Here is a 20560-nt window from a genome sequence, read left to right on the forward strand (position 1 = left end):
CATGGTCGGTTCAGCCCTTCGAACTGGCCGACGGGTTCACGGAGTTGCCGGGCCGGCGTACGAGATGGTCCGCCGGCCGATCCGGTCGGCCTCGGCCAGGATCTCCGCGCTCCAGGTGCCCCACAGGCCGGCCATCCGCGAGGTGATGACGACCGTGTCGACGCTGTCGTCGGCCAGCAGCGTGTGCAGCCCGACGGCGTGGTAGCCGCTGTGGTCCCCCGAACGCACGGCACGCTCGAGGAGCTGGTCATCGAAGTCGACCAGGATGGCGCTGGTCAGCGTCGCGGGCAGCTCGGCGCCGCATCCGATGATGGCGACCGACTCGTCGGCCGGCACGTCCGCCAGGGCCCTGGCAATCTCGTCCGAGACGCTCCGGTCGCCGGTCTGCTGCCGCCAGTCCAGAAGCTCCTGGTACGTCTGCTCCCAGGCCCAGAACTCCCCCTTGTCGAGCATCACGCCCAAGCCCATCTCGACCACGGGCTCCGGGAACTTGCGCAGGAACATCCGCATGTTCGCGAAGAGCGCGTCGTAGTTCGCCTTGTGATCGCGGTCGTGCGGCGCCACCACGACCCAGGCGTCGGGCGCGATCTCGATCGTCAGACCAGCCCGTTGCAGCCGAAGCGCCAACTCCATGTCCTCGCCGCCCCAGCCCTCGAACTTCTCCTCGAAGCCGCCGACCCGGCGGAAGTCGTCCGTCCGCACGGACGAGTTCAAGGTCCAGAATGCCTGCCAGGCCACCAGTCGCCGGCTCAGGTCCATCTCGCAGTCGGCGAAGTAGGACTGGCGGATGTCCTGGAAGTCGGGTAGGTCGCGGAACTGCTCCACCGCCGCCTCCGGGGACATCTGCGCGAGAAGCTCGTCCACCCCCGCCATCGGCACCTCGGGGTTGTAGCCGTAGCTGAGACCGATCACCGCCCGCCGCGACTCGCCGCCCTCGTGGGCGGCCAGGTGCGCGGCGAGGAACTCCGGACCGACCATCGAGCCGGTGTCGAGAGTGATCAGCAGCGCGCCGGCGGCGAGCCGGGCCGCGGCGTTGCGCGCGGCGGCGGCACGGAATCCCCGGTCCTCCTGGAAGACGTACTTGACCTGCAGGGTGCCGGCGAAGGACCGCACCACCTCGGCGGTGTGATCGGTCGAACCGTCATCGCCGACGATCACCTCGAACTCGTTGGTGGGGATCGTCTGCCGGACGAGGTAGCGCAGTGTGTCGGCCAGCAGGTCGGCCGAGTTGTAGGTCGCGATGATGACGGATGCCCGGATCCGGTGGCCCATTTCTCTCTCCCTCGTATGGTCGGTCAGCGGTACGCCTTGGCCTGGATGGCGAACATCTCGGCGTAGGAGCCGCCGGCGCGCATCAGGGTGTCGTGGTCTCCGACCTCGAGCAGTTGCCCGTCGCCGACCACGATGATCTTGTCTGCCATCCGTGCCGTGGAGAAGCGGTGCGAGATCAACACCGTGACGGCCCCGGTCTGCGCGCTGGTGCGCCTCGCGTGTTCGGCGTAGCGCTCGAACAGTTCGTGTTCGGCCTGCGGATCGAGGGCCGACGTGGGTTCGTCGAGCAGCAGCAGCATCGGGTTGTCGCGCATGAGCGCCCGGCCCAGGGCGAGCTTCTGCCACTGCCCGCCGGACAACTCGGCGCCATCGGCGTACGACGTGCCGAGCTGGGTGGACAACCCGTCCGGCAGGGCACGCAGGACGTCGGTGGAGTGCGCCTTCACCAACGCCTCGTTGACCGCGGCCTCGTCCGACACCCGCGCCACGTCACCGACACCGACCGCCTCGAGCGCCCGGATCTCGTACCGCACGAAGTCCTGGAAGCCGGCGGCCATCCGCTCGCGCCACTTCTCGACGGGCAGCCGTCGCAGGTCGACACCGTCGACGAGGATCCGGCCGGCCGTGGGCTGGTAGAAGCCGCACAGCAGCTTGACCAGAGTCGTCTTGCCGGCGCCGTTCTCACCGACGATCGCCACCGTGCTGCCGGCGGCCAGCGTCAGGTTGACATCGCGCAGCGTCGGCCGTTCGGCGCTCGGGTAACCGAAGCTCACGTTCTCGAAGGCGATCCCGGTGACGAGCCGGTCCGGGACGGGCTGGTCGGCCAGGGACCCGGCGCCGGCGACCGCGTCGCGCAACCGATCCAGCCGCAGATAGGTGTTGGCGAGGCGTTGCAGTTGCTGCAGCTGCGTGACGGCGCCGGTCACCTGCTGGTTGACCTGGGTGGCCAGCACGATGACCAGGACCACCTCGCCGACGCTCTGCTGCCCGGCTATCGCGTTGCGCACGACGAGCAACACCGCTGAAACGTACGCGAGGCCGAAGACGACCTGACCCGCCGCGCGTAGCGTCATGGCCTTCAGGTGCGCGCCGTAGAGACCACGGGTGGCGGTTCGCCACAGGCTCGCGTACCGCTGCCGTAGTTCCTTCTCCACGCCGAACACCCGCAGCTCGCCGGCGTAGCGGGCGGTGGTCGTGGCCTGGAAGAGGTTGAGCGCGACACGGGTCGGCTCGGCGACCGCCGTCTTGGCCCGCTCCAGGGCGCTCTCCGCCAGCCGGCCGGTGAACAACGGCACGGCAGCGGCCACCGGCAGCAACAACAGCAACGGGCTCTGCCACGCCAGGATCGCCGCGCCCAGGACGACCGCCAGCACCATCGTCGCCGCCTGGAACAGCGACTCCATGCTGCTGCGGAACTGCCCGCTGTCCTGGACCAGGACGGTGAGCTCGTCGGCCTGCTCGGGGCGCTCGTGATGGCCGATCCCCTCAGATCCGTTGGAGACCGCCAGCAACTCCCGGTGCAGGTCCAGCTCGATCAGTTCGGACAGCTCGAAGTACGCGACCATGGCGAACTGGCCGGAGGACTGCGCCAGGATGGCGAGCAGGGCCACCACCGCGCCCAACACGGCGGCCTCGGTCGCGTCGCCGCCGATGACCGCGTCGGTCATCATGCCGAGCGCGACGGCGAGCAGGGCGGCCGACGCGGCCAGGGCCAGCATGAGGAAGGTGGCGACCACGGTCTTGCGCGCGTCGATCCGCCATGCCGCGGACAGCAGCCTGCCGACGCCGGAGAACATGTCCCTCACAGCAGCACCTCGTCCCGGTCCGGGTCGCTGTTGTCGACGAAGCGGTTGGCCTGCAACCTGAACAACTCGGCGTAGCGCCCGTTGCGGGCCAGCAGCTCGTCGTGTGAGCCCTCCTCGCTGACCCGGCCGTCGTGCAACACCACGATCTTGTCGGCGTGCCGGACCGTCGAGAAACGATGGGAGATGAGCAGCGTGGTGGCACCCTCGGTGAGCGCCGCGAACTGATCGAAGAACTGCGCCTCGGCGCGTACGTCGAGGCTCGCGGTCGGTTCGTCGAGCACGACGACCGACGCGCCGTGCCGCAGCGCGAACAGGGCCCGCGCCAGCGCCAACCGCTGCCACTGGCCACCCGACAGCTCGGCGCCGCCGGTGACGTGCGTGGCCAGCGGCGTGTCCAGGCCGCGGGGCAGCGAGTTCAGCACCTCGGTCAGGCCCATCGCGGCCACGGTCTCCCGGACGCCGTCCCGATCGTCCGCCGAGCCCACCGCGCCGAACGCCACGTTGTCCGCGGCGGAGAACTCGTAACGCAGGTAGTCCTGGAAGATCACGGCGAGCCGGGCCCGCCACTGCGACAGTTCGAACGTGCGGATGTCGACGCCGTCGAGGCGTACGGCGCCGCGGTCGGGCTCGTAGAGCCGCGCGAGCAGCTTCACCAGGGTCGTCTTGCCCGCACCGTTGAGCCCGACAATCGCGGTGCAGCTGCCGACCGGGATTCGCAGGTCCAGTCCGTCGAGCACCGGCCGGTCCTGACCCGGATAGTGGAACGACACGTCATCGAAGTGGATCTCACTGACCGGCTCGGGCGCCGGGCTCCCGGAGCCGGTCGGCTCCAGCACGGTGTACCGGTCGATGTGATCGGAGAACCGTCGCACCGCCCGGTGGGTCTCGGTGCCGATCGCGGTCTCCAGATCGGCCTCCGGATAGAACACCGACAGCCGGATGGCGCCCAGCGCCGCCTGCATGATCAGGACGAATTCGGTCAGCGTCAGCGTGCTGATCGCGGTGGCGCCGATCGTCGCGAAGATCGCTCCGCAGGCGAGCAGGCTGAACCCGGTGGACCAGACGCCGGGCCACAGGTAGACGCGCCGCCGCGCCGCCCACAGCGGCGTGAACCACGCGCGGTAGGACGATCGCATCTCGCCGTCCATCCAGTTCGCCAGCCCGAAGACCCGGATCTCCTTGCCCGCCGGCGCCTGCACGGCCAGGTTGCGGACGTACTCCACCTTGTTCTGCTGGGGCATGAGGCTGAACCGGGCGTGGGCGTAGCGACGCAGGCCGCCGCGCTGCACGTTGCGGAACCACAGCACGGTCACGGCCACCGCCAGGGCCGCCCACCAGGAATAGACGACGCCGATGATGGCCGTGTAGCCGACCAGTTGGCCGTACCGCGCGATCAGCGCGAGAGTGCCGGCGCAGGCGCTGCCCGGCCCCCACATCTGCAGGCCGTGCTCCAACTCGCGGGCGGCGTAGCGCAGGTCGGCGAGGACGGACTGGTCCTCCATCGGCCCGACCCCGGTGCTGCGCGTGGACGCCCGCATCACGTCGTCCACCACCCTGCCGTCGATCCGCCGCGCCAGCAGCTCACCCAGCGAGAGCTGGGCCGGAGCCAACACCTGCTGCATCACGAAGATGCCGGCCGCCGCCGCGAAGACCGGCACCAGCTCCCGCCACGCCGTCGAGCCGAGGCCACCGTCCACCGCCCCCGGCACCTTGCCCAGCACCACGCTGGACGTGATGACGAACGCGATGGGCAGCGCGGCGAGAAGCAGGTTGAGCGCCAGGAGCGCGCCGAGGAGGCCGAAGCCCGCTCTGGGCATCAGGCGGAGGATGCTCGCACGCGCGGATATCAGTCCCCACAGGCTGCTGCGCATGTTCATCGATCTCCCTACTCGACCGCCGGTGCTGTCACTGGTCCGACGAACGTCGAGCGGTCGAGATCGACACGAGGGCCGAATTCCATCGCGGAAGATGCTCGGAGCGGACCGACCCGGGGCAACGCGGCAAGGTGGAAGAAAACTCGCGGCTTTCCGATCCGTCGTCCTCTGCACCCCGGCAGAGTTTGGCGGGGCGGGTTTCCGCGCGGCGGCACCCGGCGGTCGGTCAGACGTCGGCTTCGATGGCGAAGGTGTTGCCGTCCGGGTCCTGGAACCAGGCGATACGACCACCGCCGGCCCGCTCGGTGATCCCCTTCGCGTCGTGTTCGATCTGCTCGTAGCGGGCGAACTCGACGCCGGACGAGGACAGCTCGTCGACGATCTCGTCGATGTCGTCGACGTACCACGTCGCCAGGGTCGCCGAGGTCTTCCCGGCGGTGACCGACTGGTACACGTTGAGGGCCGGACCGCCACCGGAGGCGTAGATGCGGCTGCCGTCGGCGATGGTGGCGCTGGGCGCGGACCACAGCGCCACCAGGCCCAGCTTGCCTTCGTAGAACGCGACGGCCCTCGCGATGTCGGACACGGCGACAGATGTTCTCAGGTGGTGTGCATTCAATGGCATGACCCACCCTGGCACGGACCAACGGCCCTGGCACGTGACGCGGGGCGGGTTCGGCAGTGATGCCGAACCCGCCCCGGGTCGGGGGGTGGTGGAGGGTCAGCGTTGCAGGGTGAGCAGGCCCGGGCGGTAGGGCAGCAGGCCGTAGTCGCCGCCGGAGCTGGGGGATCGGCCCTGGTAGAGCAGTTGCAGGTTGCAGGGGTCGACGGTGAAGGTCTGGTCGGCGTTGGTGCGGATCAGCTCGCCGTGGCTGATGTCGTTGGTCCAGGTGGCGCCGCTGTTGGCCTTGCCGGCGAAGGGGTTGCTCTCGGTGGCGGCCTGGGGGGTCCAGGTGCCGCCGAGGCTGGTGGCGGTGAAGGAGCGGAAGTAGCGGCCCTGGGAGCCGATGGCTTCGACGAGCATGAGGTAGCGGTTCTGGCCTTGGAGTTTGTAGACCTGGACGGCTTCGAACAGGTTGTTGGTGGAGTCGCTCATGATGGTGGTGTAGGTGCTGCCGAAGCTGCCGGGGAAGTTCCCGATGGGCATGCTGGCGCGGTAGATCTTGCCGTTGTCGCCGGCGAAGAACAGGTACATGGTGGTGCTGTCGGCGATGAGGGTCTGGTCGATGGGGCCGGTGCCGGAGCCGGAGATGCTGCCGGTGAACAGGGTCTGCGCGGCGGACCAGCCGTTGGGGTTGGTGGGGTCGGTGGAGGTGCGGTAGGAGAACGCCGCGCCGCCCCACTGGTAGGCCAGGACCCAGATGTTCTTGGGGGCGAAGTAGAACAGGGTCGGCGCCACGGTGCCACTGTTCATCGTGTTCTGGCTGGCCGAGGCCATGTCCGACCAGTTGGTGAACAACCCGAAGTTCATCGAGCCCCACGACGATCCGAAGTCGTGGGTGGTGGCGTAGACCAACTGGCGGCCGTTGTACGGAGCGACGGTGAAGTCCTTCAACGAGACCCAACCGGACTTCGGCTGCGCCAACGCGCCGGTCGACGACCACCGGTACGACGACGGCAGGTCACACGTGCCGCCCGGGGGTGGCGTGGTGGGCGGCGGCGTCGTGGGGTTGCCCCCGCCGTCGACGCGCACGAGCTGCCACTGCTGGTTGGTGCCGTTCCAGTCGTCGTACTGCACGATGTTGCCACCGTCGGCGGTCGAGGCGCCCTGCACCTCCATCGCCTTGTTGCTGTTGCGGTTGATCAACCGGACGTACCCACTGTCCGAATCGGTCAACCGGAACTGCTGGTTGGTGCCGTTGTTGTCGGACCACTGCACGATCGCCCCGCCGTTGGCGGTCGAGCGGCCCGACACGTCCAGCACCTTGCCCGACAACCTCGACTTGATCCGGTAGTAACCACCGCCGGAGTCCACGAACTGCCACTGCTGCTGGTTACCGTTGTTGCGCGTCCACTGGGTGATCCGCGCGCCGTCGTTCGTGGCCAGGTTGTAGACGTCCACCGCCTTGCCACTGTTGCGGTTCACCAACACGTACCAGGCGCTCGTGTCGACAGTCGCCGCGGCCGCGGGTGACGACACCGCCATCGCGGCGGCGCCGGCGACCACCACCGCTGCCACGCCGGCGGAGACCGCTCGTACCAACCACCCTCGCCGCCGCGCGGGCGGTGCTGTCGACAGAGAGCTACCAAAGGCAGACATGATCCTCCTCAATCACCAAAAGCCGAACGGTCACCCGAAGCTGGGCGCACCGCGACACGCGACCGGGTGCATGCGTCGGGAATGTTCGCGCTAACAAGATCCCCTGCATGCTGTGGACGCACGCCTGAACCAAGGTCGGCAGAGCAGCCCCGCCCCGTAAGCCGTTGCCGTCGCCGTCCTTGACCATCGACTGTGAGCGATAACATGCTGTTCGTCAAGTCGTAACATTGGCGCTTCGGTGAGCCGGCAGCCCGCGCCCGCGCACGGCGCGACCGATCGACGCCGATCATGCCCGGCCACCACGCCGTCCGCCGTCCGCGAACCGGGAAGGCGCGTCCGAAGATCCGAGATGGTTGGCGCTAACATCGGCGTCTACACATGACCTGGTCCCGGCCGCCTCGGGCGTCGACGCTCCGACAGGCGTGGCGCCGAAGCTCGCACCACCGGGCGCACGGCCCGCGGTGCGAACGCTGCCCGCCGTGGCGGTAGCCGCTGGGTGGAACCCCGGCCCGGGGCCCGAAGCTGTGGCTCCGGACCCCAGGCTGAGATGGTCAGGGGCTCGTGCAGGTGACGTTGCTGGGCGGGGTGTCACCGTTGCCGGTGGCGGTGAACCCGAAGGTGGTCGAGGCGTTCGGCCCCAGGGCGCCGTTGTACGCGGCGTTGCGGACGGTGACGTTGCCGGTGGTGCCCGTGTTGGTGCCGTTCCAGAGGCTGCTGATGGCCTGGCCGCTGGCCAGGGTCAGGCGTACGGTCCAGCCGCTGATGGAGGTGGCGGTGTTGTTGGCGACGGTGACCTCACCCTGGAAGCCGCCCGGCCAGCTGTTGACGGCCCGGTAGGTGGCGGCGCAGCTGCCCGGCTCCCCGGTCGGCGGGGGCGTGGTCGGCGGCGCCGTGGTCGGCGGGGCGGTGGTCGGCGGCGCCGTGGTCGGCGGGGCGGTGGTCGGCGGGGCGGTCGTCGGCGGCGTGGTGGACTGGAACTGGCTGAAGAATCGCCAGATCTCCGCCGAGGTCCAGGTCCTGGAGTCGTTGGGGCTGGACGACCCGTCGACCGGGCTCGGGGTGTGGTCGCCGTCGAACGCGGCCCACTGCACGGGGTAACCCGCGCGGCAGCCGGAGTAGGTGGTGGTGACGTGGGTGAGGCTGCCTCGGCTGGGCTCGCGCGGGCTCTGTGCGGTGCAGCCGTTGTTCCTGACGAAGGTGTCGCGCAGCGCCCGGCCCTGGGAGATGTTCAGCACGCTGTCGTAGATGCCGTGGATGCCGAAGTAGGCGACGGGCTGGGTGCCGCCGTTACAGCCGCTGAGGTTGGCGCCGGAAAGCACGGTGACCGCGCGGATGACGGTGGGTCGGGCGCAGGCCACCGCATAGCTCATGGCCCCGCCGTAGCTCCAGCCCAGGGCGAAACGCTGGGTCGTGTCGACGCAGAGGTCGTTCTCGACCTGCCGGGAGATGTCGTCGAACAGGGTCAGGTCCCGACCGTTCGTGTTGGCCCAACCGGCGTCGATGCCCTGTGGCGCGACGAAGATCGTGCTGTTGTTCGACAACGGCGCCAGCCCGTAGTAGCCGGCCGAGGCGACATTGTTGGCCGAGCCGTTCAGCCAGTGGAAGCCGAAGACCAGTCGGTACGGATGGTTCCTGTCATAACCGCCCGGGATCTGGAGGATGTAGCTGCGATTCTGGCCGCTGCTGGAAATCGTGCGCGTCCCGCTGGTGAGAGTGGGCGCCTTGCCGCAGCCCGCGGTCGCCGCGAGGGTGCCGTTGGTGGCAGCCACCGCCTCGGTGCCGAATCCGCCGCGCAGCGCACCACCGGTCGCCGCGACGAAAACCACCGCGGCCGCGACGAACGAGAAGAGTTGTCTCCGTTTGACCATTGCTCGACTCCTTGCCGTTGATCGTCCGTACGACATGCACCTCGCCGTCAACGAGTCGGTTCGCGCCGGTGTGCGGGCCGGCATGCTCCTGGGGCCGGCGTGGCGCACACGGGTGCGTACGGGCCGTACCGTCGCTGCCGGGGTGTCCGTGACGGGGCAAGGAAAGCGGGGAACGCAGCCGGACCAGGGTCGTCCGACGACCACCTGCGGTCGCCTGGCAGTGGCGGAGCGGCCCGGACGGGTCACCGACCGGCGAGGCGGCGGGAGGGGCGAGCCCTCGGCGTGCCTGTGCCGATTGACTGAGGTGACTGGGAGCGTGCCCTTCGCTCCCGCGCCGAAAGATAGCATGTTATCGATAACATGCTCAACCGGCCGAGTGCCCCGGAACCGGCCACAGCGGACCGACCGACCCTGCCCCGCGTGCGCCGGCGGCCGGTCGGGCCGCCCTGAGCGCTCACATCGCCGCCCTGCGGGACATCGCCGCCCGCGTCGACGGCGCCGACTGAGGGCCCTTCCGCGGGGCGGACGATCAGCGGGTGTCGCTGTGGCGGCGCTGGGCCAGGCGGACCTGGTCGAGGTCGACCGGCGGCAGGTTCGACGCTCCGGGTCGGGGCCAGCGGAGCGCCGTGATCACGAAGGCGGGGCGCCCGCCGGCCGCGCCTTCTGCGGATAGACGGTCTCGTGGCGGGCCAGCATGGCGACGAACTCGCCGATCTTCCGCTCGCGGGTCTCCGCCCGTTTGACGGCGTTGAGGCGGTAGATGAGCGCGAACCTGTTGGTCTTGGTGAGCACGTCGAACATCGCCTGGGCGGCGGGTTCGGCGGCGATGGCGGCGAGCAGGTCGGTCGGCGCCTCGGCCTCCGACGGCGGGGCGTACGCAGCGGCCCACCGGCCGTCGGCCTTCGCGGCCTCCACCACCGCGCGGCCCGCGGGCATCATCAGTCCCTGCGCCTCCAACCGGCCGACGTTTTCGACGTTGCGTCGGGACCAGACACTGCGGGCCCGGCGAGGGGTGAACCGGATCCAGGAGGACTGCTCGTCCCGCTTGCGGGCCTGCCCGTCGATCCAGCCGAAACACAGCGCCTCGTCGACCGCATGCTGCCAGGTCAGCGTGGTGACCGTGCCGCCCTTCTTGGTCAGGGCGAGCCAGACGCCGGGCGACGTGGCGTGGTTCTCCGACAACCATGCGCGCAGCGCGCCGGCGTCCGTGACGATCAACTCTTCCAGTTCGGCGCTCGCCATGGCAGCAGGCTATCGCCGCCCTGTGACAGCTACGGCTGTCGGTGGACGTCCCGACCCGACCGCCGGCCGGGGCAGTCGGAACGGCCAAGGGTGTGACACGTCGACCGGGCCACACCCTTGGCACATCCAGGCTGTCTCCTGCCAGGTTCCGGAGGGTCAGCAGCCGATCCGGCTGGACCCGACCGCGACGTCGTCGTACCAGAGGGTGTCGGCCCCGTTGCCGTAGCTCTCCCAGCCGAGCTTCAGGTCGGTGAGCTGCGGACGCCAGGTGCGGTTGTACCACTGGCCGTCGATGTCGTGCGTCGGTACGCCGTCCGCGGTCAGCCCCGCGATCGCCGTGCCGTCCAGCCAGGTACGCAGCTGACCGGCCGAGCCGTCCACCATGAACTCCAGGCAGGTCCACCGGTTGGTGGGAAGCGGCACGCTCTGCGCCACCCCGGCCGGGCTCTGCTCGGGCAGGGTCGCGTCGTCGGAGGCGCGGTTCCATTGCAGGGCAGCGTTCTGGCCGCCCATCCGCAGGTCCCTGTTGCCGTCGGCGGCGTCGGCCATCGCCATCATGGTCGTGTGGTCGGTGGGCTGGGCGGTGGTGTGCCGCACCCAGATCCGGCCGTACCGCACACTGCCCACGCTGCTGAGGTTCTTGGTGGACCTGATGAAGACGTGGTTGCAGTACCCGGCCGCGCCGTTGATCCGGACCGCCCGGCTGCCGCTGTGCGTGGTGGTCGTGTCGATGGTGGCCGTGCCGGCGCCGGAACAGTCCGGGTTCACCACCGTCCAGTCGCCCGACGGCGTCGAGCCGGTCTGGTTCTCGAAGCCGTCGCAGAGCACTGCACCGGCGCATCCGGCCGGCGGCGGGGTGGTGGGCGGAGGCGTCGTGGGCGGAGGCGTGGTGGGGGGCGGGGTGGTCGGCGGCGGCGTGGTGGGGGGCGGGGTGGTCGGTGGGGGCGTCGTGGGGGGCGGGGTGGTCGGTGGGGGCGTCGTCGGCGGGGGCGTCGTGGGCGGCGGCGTGGTGGGCACGCCGGTCGTCGGGGTCGGTCCGGTGCCGTTGCACGGCACGCCGTTCAGGCTGAAACCGGTCGGCGCGCCGCCACTGACGCCGTACGTGCCCTGGACGCCGAACTCGGTAGAGCCGCCGGCCGGGATGCTGCCGTTGTACGACATGTTGCGGGCGGTCACCGTCGATCCGGACTGACTGACCGTGGCGTTCCAGCCGTTCGTGACGCGCTCGTCCCCGGCGTACTTCCAGGTGACGGTCCAACTGGAGACGGCGCTGTCGCCGGGGGTGACCTTGATGTTGGCGGTGAATCCGCCGGGCCACTGGTTGGGCGTGTAGTCGACCCGGCAGCCCTGGGCGGCCGCGGCGGGGACGACGAGCAGGGCCGTTCCGGTCGCGGTCACGGCGGCGGCCAGCGCGGCGACGACCGCCAGGGTCGGGGCGGGGCGGGCGCGGAGAATCGTCATGAAAAGTCCTTCTGCCATCGAGCTGGGGAATCGGCGCGGCAGCGCGCGTCCGGGACGGACGCGGCGCGACAACGCGCCGGGTGCGGCGCGGCGATGCGCCACAGCGACTGGTCGATGCGTACGACCGACGTGCCCGGCTCGGGGTGGACCTGTCAGTCGCCGACGGCCCGGTTGCCCGGACCTCGGCGGCGCCCGCCCTCAATCTATTGACAGATTCCTATTGAATCAAGGGTGTCCGGCGACCCACCGCACCGGCCCCGCACCGACGGCAACCCGTTCGACCGGCCGGAGTACCTGCGCTTCCTCGCCCAGCCCCGACACCGATCCTGAAACGTCGGGTCCTCGCCGTGCTCTGCCCGCCGCGACGCGGCACACGAGGTCGCGCCTAACGGAGCAGCCCACGGTTGGCCATGAAGGCCCGCAGCGTCTCGGCATCCTCGGCGGACATCAACCACCGGGGGATCACGGTCGCCGGCATCCGCCCGACGTACACGATCCAGAAGTCCGGGGTGTCCTTCACCTGGGCGACGCCGTCCCACGCGATACCACCGGACTCCGAGCCGCTGCGCATCATGATGTTGTCGTCGGTGATGTCGTAGCCGCCCTCGACGGCGTAACGACCGGAGCGGCGACGTGCGCGCCACCGCACCCACGGCAGGTACAGCATCGACAGCACGCCACCCACGAGCAACGCCATCCACAGCGGTGTCGACCGCTCGCCGGACGCGAACCCGCGCGAGACGACCAGACCGATCACCCCCACCGCCGCCAGCACCGCGCCGACGTAGCTGTACCTGCGCAGCCGAACACCGCCGAGCGTGGCCGCCACGCGACCCGGGTAGTCGGGATCAGCGGGGACGTCGAAACGGATGTGCACCCCAGCACGATAGTTCCCCGACCGCCCCGGGCACCGCCGGACCCGTCGCCCGTGCGGGATACCCGTCCGGTCAGGAGGCGGGCGGCTCCCAGAGCAGGAGCTCACGGTCGTGGACGAACCCGTTGCGCAGGTAGAAGTCGACCGCGCGGCGGCTGGAGTGAACTGTGACGTGCAGCAGCCCCCGCGTCCGGGCCTCGGCCAGGATCGCGGCGATCAGCGCACCACCGACACCGCGACCGCGGTACTCCTCGCGGACCGCGACGGACTGCACGTCGCCGTACCACCGGCCCATCGACTCGTTGCTGGGCACCCGCTGGGCGACGAGGAGCCAGGCGGCTCCGACCACACGCCCGTCCAGTTCGGCGACGAACGGCAGGTGCGTGTCCGCGTGGGCGGCCACCCAGTCCGCGTACGCCCCGAGCTTGTGTCCGTCGACGCCGCGTAGTTCCGCGAGCGCCGCCGCGTCCGCCACGCCGCCCTTGCGCACGTTCACCCGTCGGAGTCTAGGCGAGCACGGCACCGGCGGGCGCCCGAGCGGCCCGTCGTGCCGGGCAGGCCGGCGGAGTTTCGCCGGCGGTCGCTCGCGGGTAGCGGATGGCGCATGAACCGCGATCTCGTCAGGGCTCTCCAGGTCGCCTGGGAGCTGCCGGAGTTCCGCAGCGGGGTGCGACACCTCATCGACCTCGACGAGGTGTCCGTGCTGCTGGCCACGCTGTCCGTCCCGGATCACGACGGCGAGGTCGAGCGCAGCCTGCTGAGCCTGCTGCGCTCGGGCCTGGAAACGGTCGAGATCCGGGAGGCCGTACTGCTGCTGTTGGAGCAGGACGAGGTGCGCCGGCCGCTCGTCGCCGCGGCGGTGGAGCCGCTTGCGGCCCGTCCGGGCCTGGCCGCCGCCATCGCCGCGGCGGCCGAGGACCCTGCGGTACGCCGTGAGGTACGGGCGGCCCTGGACAGCGCCAAGGTGCGCGAGCTGATCTGGCAGGCGATGGAGAACCAGGTCAGCGACAACCGCTTCGGCCTGATCCGCCGGGCGGCGGCACTGTTCGTGCGGCACCCGAGCGTCCGACGCCTCGCGTGGGCCGTGCGCCGCCACGGCGTGCTGCGCGAACTCCGTCGGCCCCGTGTCACCCACTAACGTGCGCGTGGTGCAGGCAGCGGGAGCCTTTCGCCGGACCGCGATCGAGCGATCAGACCAGCACGTCGCGTGGGAACGGACCGACCAGGCGGCGGTGCGCGTGGCGGGCGGGTTGCCGGTCATCCACACGTACGCGCCCTGGAGCGGCTACCTGACGACGGGGTCAGGCCAGCGTCGCCGGCAGGACGAGGAGGGCGAAACGGATCACCCGCCCCACGAGGCAGGCGACGGCGAACTCCCAGCGGCGCAGGCCCACGGTGCCGGCGGCGACGCTGACCACGGCCAGCGGTGGGACCCCGACCGCGGCGGAGACCAGAACTGTGGGAACGGCGGTGCGGCGGCGGGAGAGCCAGCGCCGGATCGGCCCGGTCCACCGGGCGGCTCGGGCCGCCGTACGACCTGACCCGCTGTGTCTCCCGAGCCTGCGGGCCAGCCGTCCCGTTCCACGGCGCGCGGATTCGAACAGGAGCAGCTTGCCGGCGGTCTGCCCGAGAGCCAGGGCGAGCACGGCGACGACAACGGGGCCGCCACGGTGGCCGGCGACCACGACGTACGCCTCGGCGTTGACGACCGGAACGAGGGCCGACGCGAGGCCGTAACCGAGCGCCACCACGGCCTCGGCGAGGCTGCTCACGCCCGGCCGTCCCGGTCGAGCAGCCGGGCCACCGCGGCGACCGACCACAGCTTGACCACGACGACGGCGACGGCGACGGCCAGCGCGAGCCGGTACTGGCCGAACGCGATGGCGCCGACGACTCCGGCGGTGTTGGCGGCCTTGGCCACGGGCGACCAGTTCCACGCCCATACCCGGCGGTCGACCAGGTGGAAGTAGTTGGGGCTGAGCACCGGCCAGCACAGGAAGGCCAGCGACAGCATGGTGTCCAGCACCAGGAACGACAGCAGGAACACCAGAGCCACGACCGCGACGTCGGGCACGAGGGAGATCAGGCCCACGCAGAGTACGGCGGTGCACGCGCGATCGCTCACGATGTCGAGGACAGCCCCGGCCCGGGTCTCCTGCCCGAGCCGCCGGGCGGCCCAGCCGTCGAGCATGTCGCCGATCCAGTAGATACCGTACGCTACCGCCAGAAATACCACCGATCCCGCGACGAGGGCGGCGACCCCGACGGTGACCGCGGCGACCGTGCGGACGGCGGTGATGTAGTTGGGAACCGTACGGAGAGGGCCGACACTGATGGCGGCGCGGGAGTCGACGAGAGTCACCCCAGAAGCCTCGTGCGGTACGCGTCTCGGCGGAACGTGCCGTGGTGCCGATCTGCTCGCCGGGGCGGCACCGGGGTGCCGCCCGATCTGGTACCCAGGTACTGGCCGGCCTCCGAGCTGGTCGCGGAGACTGTCCAGGTGATGACCGACATCCGGGAATGGTTGCGGGACCCCGAGCGGGTGCGCCGGCTGGCGTACGGTGCGGCGGGGTTGATCATCGCACTCGTGATCACGACCGCCGAGGGTGGCCTGTCCGTGCCGGCGGGCTGGGCGTGGCTGGTGGTGCCCGTCGGCCTCGGTGCCGCGGCGCTGCGGCCCCGCTACCGCGCCCTGGTCTTCGCGGCCTGCGCCGGGTTCGTGGCGATCGTGAGCACCGGCGAGTCGGTGCAGTTGGGCCTCGCAGCCGCCTGCCTGGTGTTCGTCTCGACGTGCGAAGACCCGGCCCGGCGTCCGTGGCTGGGCTGGCTGGCTGGCCTACTCGGCGCGGCCGGTGCCCTCGCCACCGCGCTGCTCACGGGGCGCGGTATGTACGAGCAGCCATTCGTCTTCGTGACGGTCGGCTATCTCCTGGCGATCCTGCTGCGGTCGTGGTCCCGCGGCCGCGCGCTGACCCGGGAGGCGGACGACCTGCGCGGCCAGGCGGCCTGGCTCGAACAGCGCACCAACCTGGCCCGCGAGTTGCATGACGTGGTCGGTCACCACGTCACCGCGATGGTGGTCCAGGCCGAGGCGGGCCAGCTCAGCGCCGACCCGGGGGCGGCGCTGCGGGCGATCGCGGGCAGCGGTCGCACCGCGCTGAGTGAGCTCGACACGCTCGTCGTGCACCTGCGCGATCCGCAAGCGGCGATCGCGGTGAGCGCGCAGCCCCGCCTGTCCGACATCGACGAACTGCTCGCGCAGCCGCTGCGCCAGCAGGGCGTGACGGTACGGGTACGCGTGGACCCCGAGCCGGGTCTGGACGAGGTCGGCGTGTTGACCGCCTACCGCATCGCCCAGGAGGCCCTCACCAACATCGCCCGCCACGCGAAGGCCACGGCGGCGTGGGTCGAACTGGTCCGCGTCGGCGACCACGCCCGCCTGCGGGTCAGCGACGACGGCGTCGGGCCGCCCCGGACACCCCGGCGTGGTTCGGGCCTGCTGGGCATCGAGGAGCGCGTGCGGGCGCGCGGTGGGAGCTGGGAGCTGACGCAGCGCCCCGGCGGCGGCACCATGGTGCAGGTCAACCTGCCGGTGGCGAACCCGTGATCCGGGTAGCGATAGTCGACGACCAGCAGCTGATCCGCGACGGCTTCAGCCTGATCCTGCGGGCCCAACCCGACATCCACGTCGCCGTCGAGGCTGCCGACGGCCGGCAGTTCCTCGATGCCGTGCGTCGTGACCCCCGCATCGACGTCGCCCTCGTGGACATCCGCATGCCGGTGCTCGACGGCCTGCAGGCCACCCGCGAGCTGGCCGCGATCCCGCACGCTCCGGCCGTGATCGTCGTGACCACCTTCGACGACGACGCCTACGTCCTGGACGCCATCGCCTCCGGCGCGCGCGGGTTCCTCCTCAAGCGGTGCGGCGCAGCCGACCTGATCGCCGCGGTACGCGCCGTCGCCGCCGGCGAGGCGATCCTCTCCGCCGAGGTCACCGGCGCCGTTCTCGACCGGCTCCGCGCCACCGGACCGGCCGCCCGCGTGGACCTGGTGGTCTACCAGCTGACGCCTCGGGAGACCGACGTGCTCGCCCTGGTCGGTGCCGGACTCAACAACAACGAGATCGCCGAGCGCCTCTACCTGTCGGTGAGCACCGTCAAGACCCACGTCACCAACGTGCTGGCCAAGACCGGCAGCCGGGACCGGGTGGGCGCCGCCATCCTGGCGATCCGGGCCGGCCTCACACCGTGACCCGTCGATGGCCCCCTCGATCCTCCACAAGGGGCCGTCCGCCGCCTAGGATTGCGCGACGCGAACCGCCGCACCCGAGGAGTCGGACCCGATGCGCTCGACGACCGGCCTGCTGGAGCGCCTGCTCCAACCCAGGATGCCCGACATCGTCACTGTGGAACCGGTGACGGGCGGCCTCGCGGCGCTCGCGGGCATCGCCACCCGACGAGACGCACCGCAGGTGTTCGTCAAGGCGTTCGCCGAAGCTCCGGCCGACGACGTCTTCGTCGCGGAGGCCGACGGGCTAGCCGCCCTCCGCGAGCTCGGCGGTGTGGCGACACCCGAGGTGATCCTGGCGGACCGGGAGCTGCTCGTGTTGTCGATGCTGGAGCCGAGGCCACGCAGCGAGGTCTTCTGGGAGCAGTTCGCGCACGTCCTCGCGCACCTGCACACGAGCACGACCCATCCCCGCTTCGGATGGCACCACGACAACTGGCTGGGTCGTCGCCGCCAGATCAACACGTGGAACGACGACGGCTACGCGTTCTTCGCGCAGCACCGGCTGCTGCGGTGGCTCGGGCAGCCCCGCGTCGAGGCGGCGCTGGACGCCGGCGACCGGGCGGCGCTGGAGCGGTTGTGTCACCGCCTGCCCGACCTGCTGCCGGACCGGCCGGCCTGCCTCACGCACGGCGACCTGTGGGCACAGAACATCCTGGCCACTCCGGACGGGCAGCCCGCGCTGATCGACCCGGCCGTGTCGTACATGTGGGCCGAGGTCGACCTCGCCCACGTGTGGTCCACCGCTCCCCCGCCCGAGGCGCGACGGATGTTCGACGTGTACGCCGACCTGACCTCGCTCGACAGCGGCTGGCAGGCCCGAATGCCGATCGTCCAGCTGCGGCAACACCTCGCCGTGCTGGCCCAGTTCGATGACGACTGGGGCGCGGCCGACCAGATCCGGGCCGTCCTCGCCCCGTTCCGCAAGCGTCCGTGACGACGAAGCGGTGGCGACGAGCGTCCCACCCCTGCCGATGCCGCGCCGGGGCAGGCGGGACGCCCGCGACATGAAGACGTCAGACGCCGTCGACCGACGTCGTCTCCCGGCCTGAGCGGTGACCGGTGATGAGGGCGGCAGCGGCGCCGAGCAGCTCCCGCTCACGGCCGGTGAGAGCCGGATCGTTGCGCCGGATCGCCAGGGCGCGGTCCAGCACGGTCAGCAGGCCGCCCCCGACGCGGTCGAGGAACGCTGCCAACAGCGTTGCAGCCGGCGCCGCCAGGTGATGGTCCTCCTCGACTGCCACCTGGGCGAGGATGACCGCGGAGAGCGCGACATCGAGGTCCGCCGGCCCCTCGGTGGAGTTGCGCCAGTCGATGACGACAGGCCCTCGTGACGTCAGCATGACGTTGTCCGGGTGCAGGTCGAGGTGCAGAATCCGGGCGTCGTCGCGTTCACCGAGCCGGGGCGGCAACGCGTGGAGCCGGTGTTGCAGATCCGCCAGACACGTGGCCGCCTCAACGGCATCCATCTCACCGGCCAGGAGCGCCGACAGCATGGTGCGCCCGTCCAGTCGTTCCATGACGAGATCGGCACCGCGCGCCTGATGGACGGTGGGTACCGGGAACCCGAGACCGGCCACGTACGCCATGACCGCCGCCTCGGCGGCCACGTCTCCGCCGTGGCGGTAGCGGCGAAGGACGCGCCGATCGTCGATGGCGAAGACGTCAGCGTCTCGGCCCGATGCCAGAGGGACCGCGTCCGTCACGCTGCGACAGTAACCGACGCAACCAGCCAGCAATGCCCTTGATCGTGGGGAGCGCCGCGTCAGCGGGGAGTCACGACCCGCCCAGGTCATGTCGGAAGGCGTAGGCGACGGCCTGCGCCCGGTCCCGGGCACCGATCTTCGCGAACAGGTGGTTGACGTGGCTTTTCACCGTCGCCTCACTCACCGTCAGGTCAGAGGCGATCTCCGCGTTGGACAGGCCCTGGGCCATCAGTGACAGCACTTCGGCCTCGCGCGGCGTCAAACCGTCGGGAAACCTCGGCGGTGACGTCGACTCGGCCGCGATGGCATCGACGACGTGCCGCTGAACGGCCGGGTCGATGACGGCGTGGTCGTCGACCACCTGCCGCAGCGCCTCGTGGATCTGCTCGCCGCTGGCGTCCTTGGTCAGGTAGCCCCGGGCGCCGGCCCGTAACGCGTCCAGCACCGACCGGTCGTCCGAGTAGGTGGTCAGCACCACCACCCTGACCTCGGGCGCCTCGACGCGTAGGCGGCGGGTGGCCTCGATCCCGTCGCACCGCGGCATCCGTAGGTCCATGAGCACAACATCCGGCCGCGCGGCCTGAACCAGCCTGACCGCCTCGGCGCCGTCGGCGGCCCCACCCACCACCTCGACGTCCTTCATCAGAGAGAGCACCATGCCCAGCCCTTCGCGGACGACCCGCTGGTCGTCGGCGATGAGCACCCGGATCACGCCGGCACCGCCAACTCGACCCGGAACCCCTGGGCTGTCGCGCCCGCGCTGAGGGTCCCGCCGAGCAGCTCGGCCCGCTCACGCATTCCGGTCAACCCGTAACCGTCGGTCTCGTGGGGGACCACGGGCGGTCGAGCGGCGAAGTCCTCGACGATCAGGCGGGTGACCGTCGACTCGTAGGTGAGGTGCAGCGAAACCCGCGCCGGAGACGCGTGCCTGGTCACGTTGGTCATCGCCTCCTGCGCCACGCGATAGAGCGCCAGCCGCGCCTCCGACTGCAGCGGGCGCGGCTCCCCCGACACCACGAAGTCGCACGGTACGGCCTGGTCGCGAGTGAACTGCGCGGCCAGCGCGGCCAGCCGGTCCGGTCCGGGCAGGTCGTCGTCGCGCAGCATGCCGATGGCCCGGCGGGCCTCCTGCAGGCCGGTACGGGCGAGGTGGTGGGCACGGTCGACAACCGCCGGCAGGCGCGGGTCGGTCGGATCCTCGGCGATCAGCATGCGAGCGCCCTCCAGTTGCAGCGACAGCCCCGACAATGAGTGGGCGAGCACGTCGTGCATCTCGCGGGCCAGCCGCTGGCGCTCGGCCAGCCCGGCCGCCTCGGCCAGCGCCACCTGACCGGCCTCCAACTCGGCGAGCAGCCGCTTGGTCTCACGCTGCGCCTCGGCCAGGCGGAACGCCAGATACATCAGGCCGAACAGGACGGCGAACCCGGCGAGCACGGCCAGGAAGCCGAAGTCCTGCCCGGTGATCGAGGCCACCATCTCGAGCACCACGAAAGCCGCGATCAACACCGGGACGGCCACCCGTACGGGCATCAGTCCGGTCGCGGCGCACAGCACCGCCACCAGCACCGCCACCGAGGCGGGCCCGCCGGGCTGCACCGCCACCAGCGTCACCGAGCTGACCAGCATCGCCCCGACGAATACCACGTACGCCGGTCGGATCGGCAGGTCGGCGACCGCGTTGCGGCCGAACACCCCGACCACGAACACGGCGGTGGCCAGCACGACGATCAATCGCCTGCCGGTCAGCCCGAATCCAGGCTCGGCGGTGGCGGCGGCCCACACGAACCACGACAGCATCAGCGGTGTCAGCAGTTGCATCCACCGCACGACCCGCAGGCGGGTCAGCGTCGGCTCCTCGGTCTGCACCGTTAGAACCTAGACCGATGTCGCCACGGCAGCATCGGCGCGCGG

The 20560-nt window shown here is 70.9% G+C and carries 19 protein-coding genes; 4 read left to right on the forward strand and 15 right to left on the reverse strand.

Features of this window, described 5'->3' with window-relative positions; translation table 11 throughout:
• Positions 1–36 precede the first annotated feature (36 nt).
• From OG505_RS17590 to OG505_RS17635, 10 genes are all read right to left on the reverse strand, one after another.
• Positions 37–1272, reverse strand: coding sequence for a glycosyltransferase (locus OG505_RS17590; RefSeq protein WP_405425798.1), 1236 nt, complete (start codon positions 1270–1272; stop codon positions 37–39).
• A gap of 23 nt (positions 1273–1295) precedes the next feature.
• Positions 1296–3068, reverse strand: coding sequence for an ABC transporter ATP-binding protein (locus OG505_RS17595; protein WP_405434556.1), 1773 nt, complete (start codon positions 3066–3068; stop codon positions 1296–1298).
• Positions 3069–3073: 5 nt separating this feature from the next.
• Positions 3074–4894: an ABC transporter ATP-binding protein gene (locus OG505_RS17600; protein WP_405425800.1), complete on the reverse strand. Its 1821-nt coding sequence runs from the start codon at positions 4892–4894 to the stop codon at positions 3074–3076.
• A 283-nt stretch (positions 4895–5177) separates the two neighbouring features.
• On the reverse strand, positions 5178–5537 hold the full coding sequence (locus OG505_RS17605; RefSeq protein WP_405425801.1) for a VOC family protein: 360 nt from the start codon (positions 5535–5537) through the stop codon (positions 5178–5180).
• Between the two features lie 135 nt (positions 5538–5672).
• A complete protein-coding gene (locus OG505_RS17610) occupies positions 5673–7211 on the reverse strand; it encodes a non-reducing end alpha-L-arabinofuranosidase family hydrolase (protein WP_405425803.1) in 1539 nt (512 codons plus the stop codon).
• A 551-nt stretch (positions 7212–7762) separates the two neighbouring features.
• Positions 7763–9079, reverse strand: coding sequence for a cellulose binding domain-containing protein (locus tag OG505_RS17615; RefSeq protein ID WP_405425804.1), 1317 nt, complete (start codon positions 9077–9079; stop codon positions 7763–7765).
• Between the two features lie 630 nt (positions 9080–9709).
• Positions 9710–10321, reverse strand: coding sequence for a YdeI family protein (locus tag OG505_RS17620; RefSeq protein WP_405425806.1), 612 nt, complete (start codon positions 10319–10321; stop codon positions 9710–9712).
• 156 nt (positions 10322–10477) lie between these two features.
• Positions 10478–11782: a cellulose-binding domain-containing protein gene (locus tag OG505_RS17625; RefSeq protein WP_405425808.1), complete on the reverse strand. Its 1305-nt coding sequence runs from the start codon at positions 11780–11782 to the stop codon at positions 10478–10480.
• Positions 11783–12167: 385 nt separating this feature from the next.
• Positions 12168–12659, reverse strand: coding sequence for a YcxB family protein (locus OG505_RS17630; RefSeq protein ID WP_357574523.1), 492 nt, complete (start codon positions 12657–12659; stop codon positions 12168–12170).
• Positions 12660–12729: 70 nt separating this feature from the next.
• Entirely contained in the window at positions 12730–13152 is a 423-nt protein-coding gene (locus OG505_RS17635; RefSeq protein WP_405425810.1) for a GNAT family N-acetyltransferase, read from the reverse strand.
• Positions 13153–13260: 108 nt separating this feature from the next.
• Here OG505_RS17635 and OG505_RS17640 point away from each other — a divergent pair, with 108 nt between their 5' ends.
• The gene (locus OG505_RS17640) at positions 13261–13794 is read left to right on the forward strand and encodes a hypothetical protein (protein ID WP_405425811.1); all 534 of its coding nucleotides are present in this window, start codon (positions 13261–13263) and stop codon (positions 13792–13794) included.
• 163 nt (positions 13795–13957) lie between these two features.
• Here OG505_RS17640 and OG505_RS17645 read toward each other — a convergent pair whose 3' ends face one another.
• Together OG505_RS17645 and OG505_RS17650 are read right to left on the reverse strand one after the other, a co-directional pair.
• The gene (locus OG505_RS17645) at positions 13958–14428 is read right to left on the reverse strand and encodes a VTT domain-containing protein (RefSeq protein ID WP_405425813.1); all 471 of its coding nucleotides are present in this window, start codon (positions 14426–14428) and stop codon (positions 13958–13960) included.
• Positions 14425–15018: a CDP-alcohol phosphatidyltransferase family protein gene (locus OG505_RS17650; protein WP_405425815.1), complete on the reverse strand. Its 594-nt coding sequence runs from the start codon at positions 15016–15018 to the stop codon at positions 14425–14427. The genes OG505_RS17645 and OG505_RS17650 overlap by 4 nt, the downstream gene beginning before the upstream one ends.
• A gap of 141 nt (positions 15019–15159) precedes the next feature.
• Here OG505_RS17650 and OG505_RS17655 point away from each other — a divergent pair, with 141 nt between their 5' ends.
• The 3 genes from OG505_RS17655 (at position 15160) to OG505_RS17665 (ending at position 17880) form a co-directional block, all read left to right on the forward strand.
• The gene (locus OG505_RS17655) at positions 15160–16263 is read left to right on the forward strand and encodes a sensor histidine kinase (RefSeq protein ID WP_405425817.1); all 1104 of its coding nucleotides are present in this window, start codon (positions 15160–15162) and stop codon (positions 16261–16263) included.
• Positions 16260–16907: a response regulator gene (locus tag OG505_RS17660; protein WP_405425819.1), complete on the forward strand. Its 648-nt coding sequence runs from the start codon at positions 16260–16262 to the stop codon at positions 16905–16907. The genes OG505_RS17655 and OG505_RS17660 overlap by 4 nt, the downstream gene beginning before the upstream one ends.
• Positions 16908–16998: 91 nt before the next feature.
• Complete coding sequence (locus OG505_RS17665; RefSeq protein ID WP_405425821.1) at positions 16999–17880, forward strand: fructosamine kinase family protein; 882 nt, start codon at positions 16999–17001, stop codon at positions 17878–17880.
• Positions 17881–17959: 79 nt separating this feature from the next.
• Here the strand turns inward: OG505_RS17665 and OG505_RS17670 are convergent, their stop codons facing one another.
• The 3 genes from OG505_RS17670 to OG505_RS17680 all read right to left on the reverse strand — a co-directional run bounded on the left by OG505_RS17670 (position 17960) and on the right by OG505_RS17680 (position 20515).
• Complete coding sequence (locus tag OG505_RS17670; protein WP_405425823.1) at positions 17960–18649, reverse strand: phosphotransferase; 690 nt, start codon at positions 18647–18649, stop codon at positions 17960–17962.
• 70 nt (positions 18650–18719) lie between these two features.
• Positions 18720–19361, reverse strand: coding sequence for a response regulator transcription factor (locus OG505_RS17675; RefSeq protein WP_357495432.1), 642 nt, complete (start codon positions 19359–19361; stop codon positions 18720–18722).
• Complete coding sequence (locus tag OG505_RS17680) at positions 19358–20515, reverse strand: sensor histidine kinase (RefSeq protein ID WP_405425825.1); 1158 nt, start codon at positions 20513–20515, stop codon at positions 19358–19360. Before OG505_RS17680 ends, OG505_RS17675 begins: the two co-directional genes overlap by 4 nt.
• Between the last annotated feature and the right edge of the window lie 45 nt (positions 20516–20560).

It is taken from the genome of Micromonospora sp. NBC_00617, assembly GCF_045161355.1.
Taxonomy (GTDB): Bacteria; Actinomycetota; Actinomycetes; order Mycobacteriales; family Micromonosporaceae; genus Micromonospora.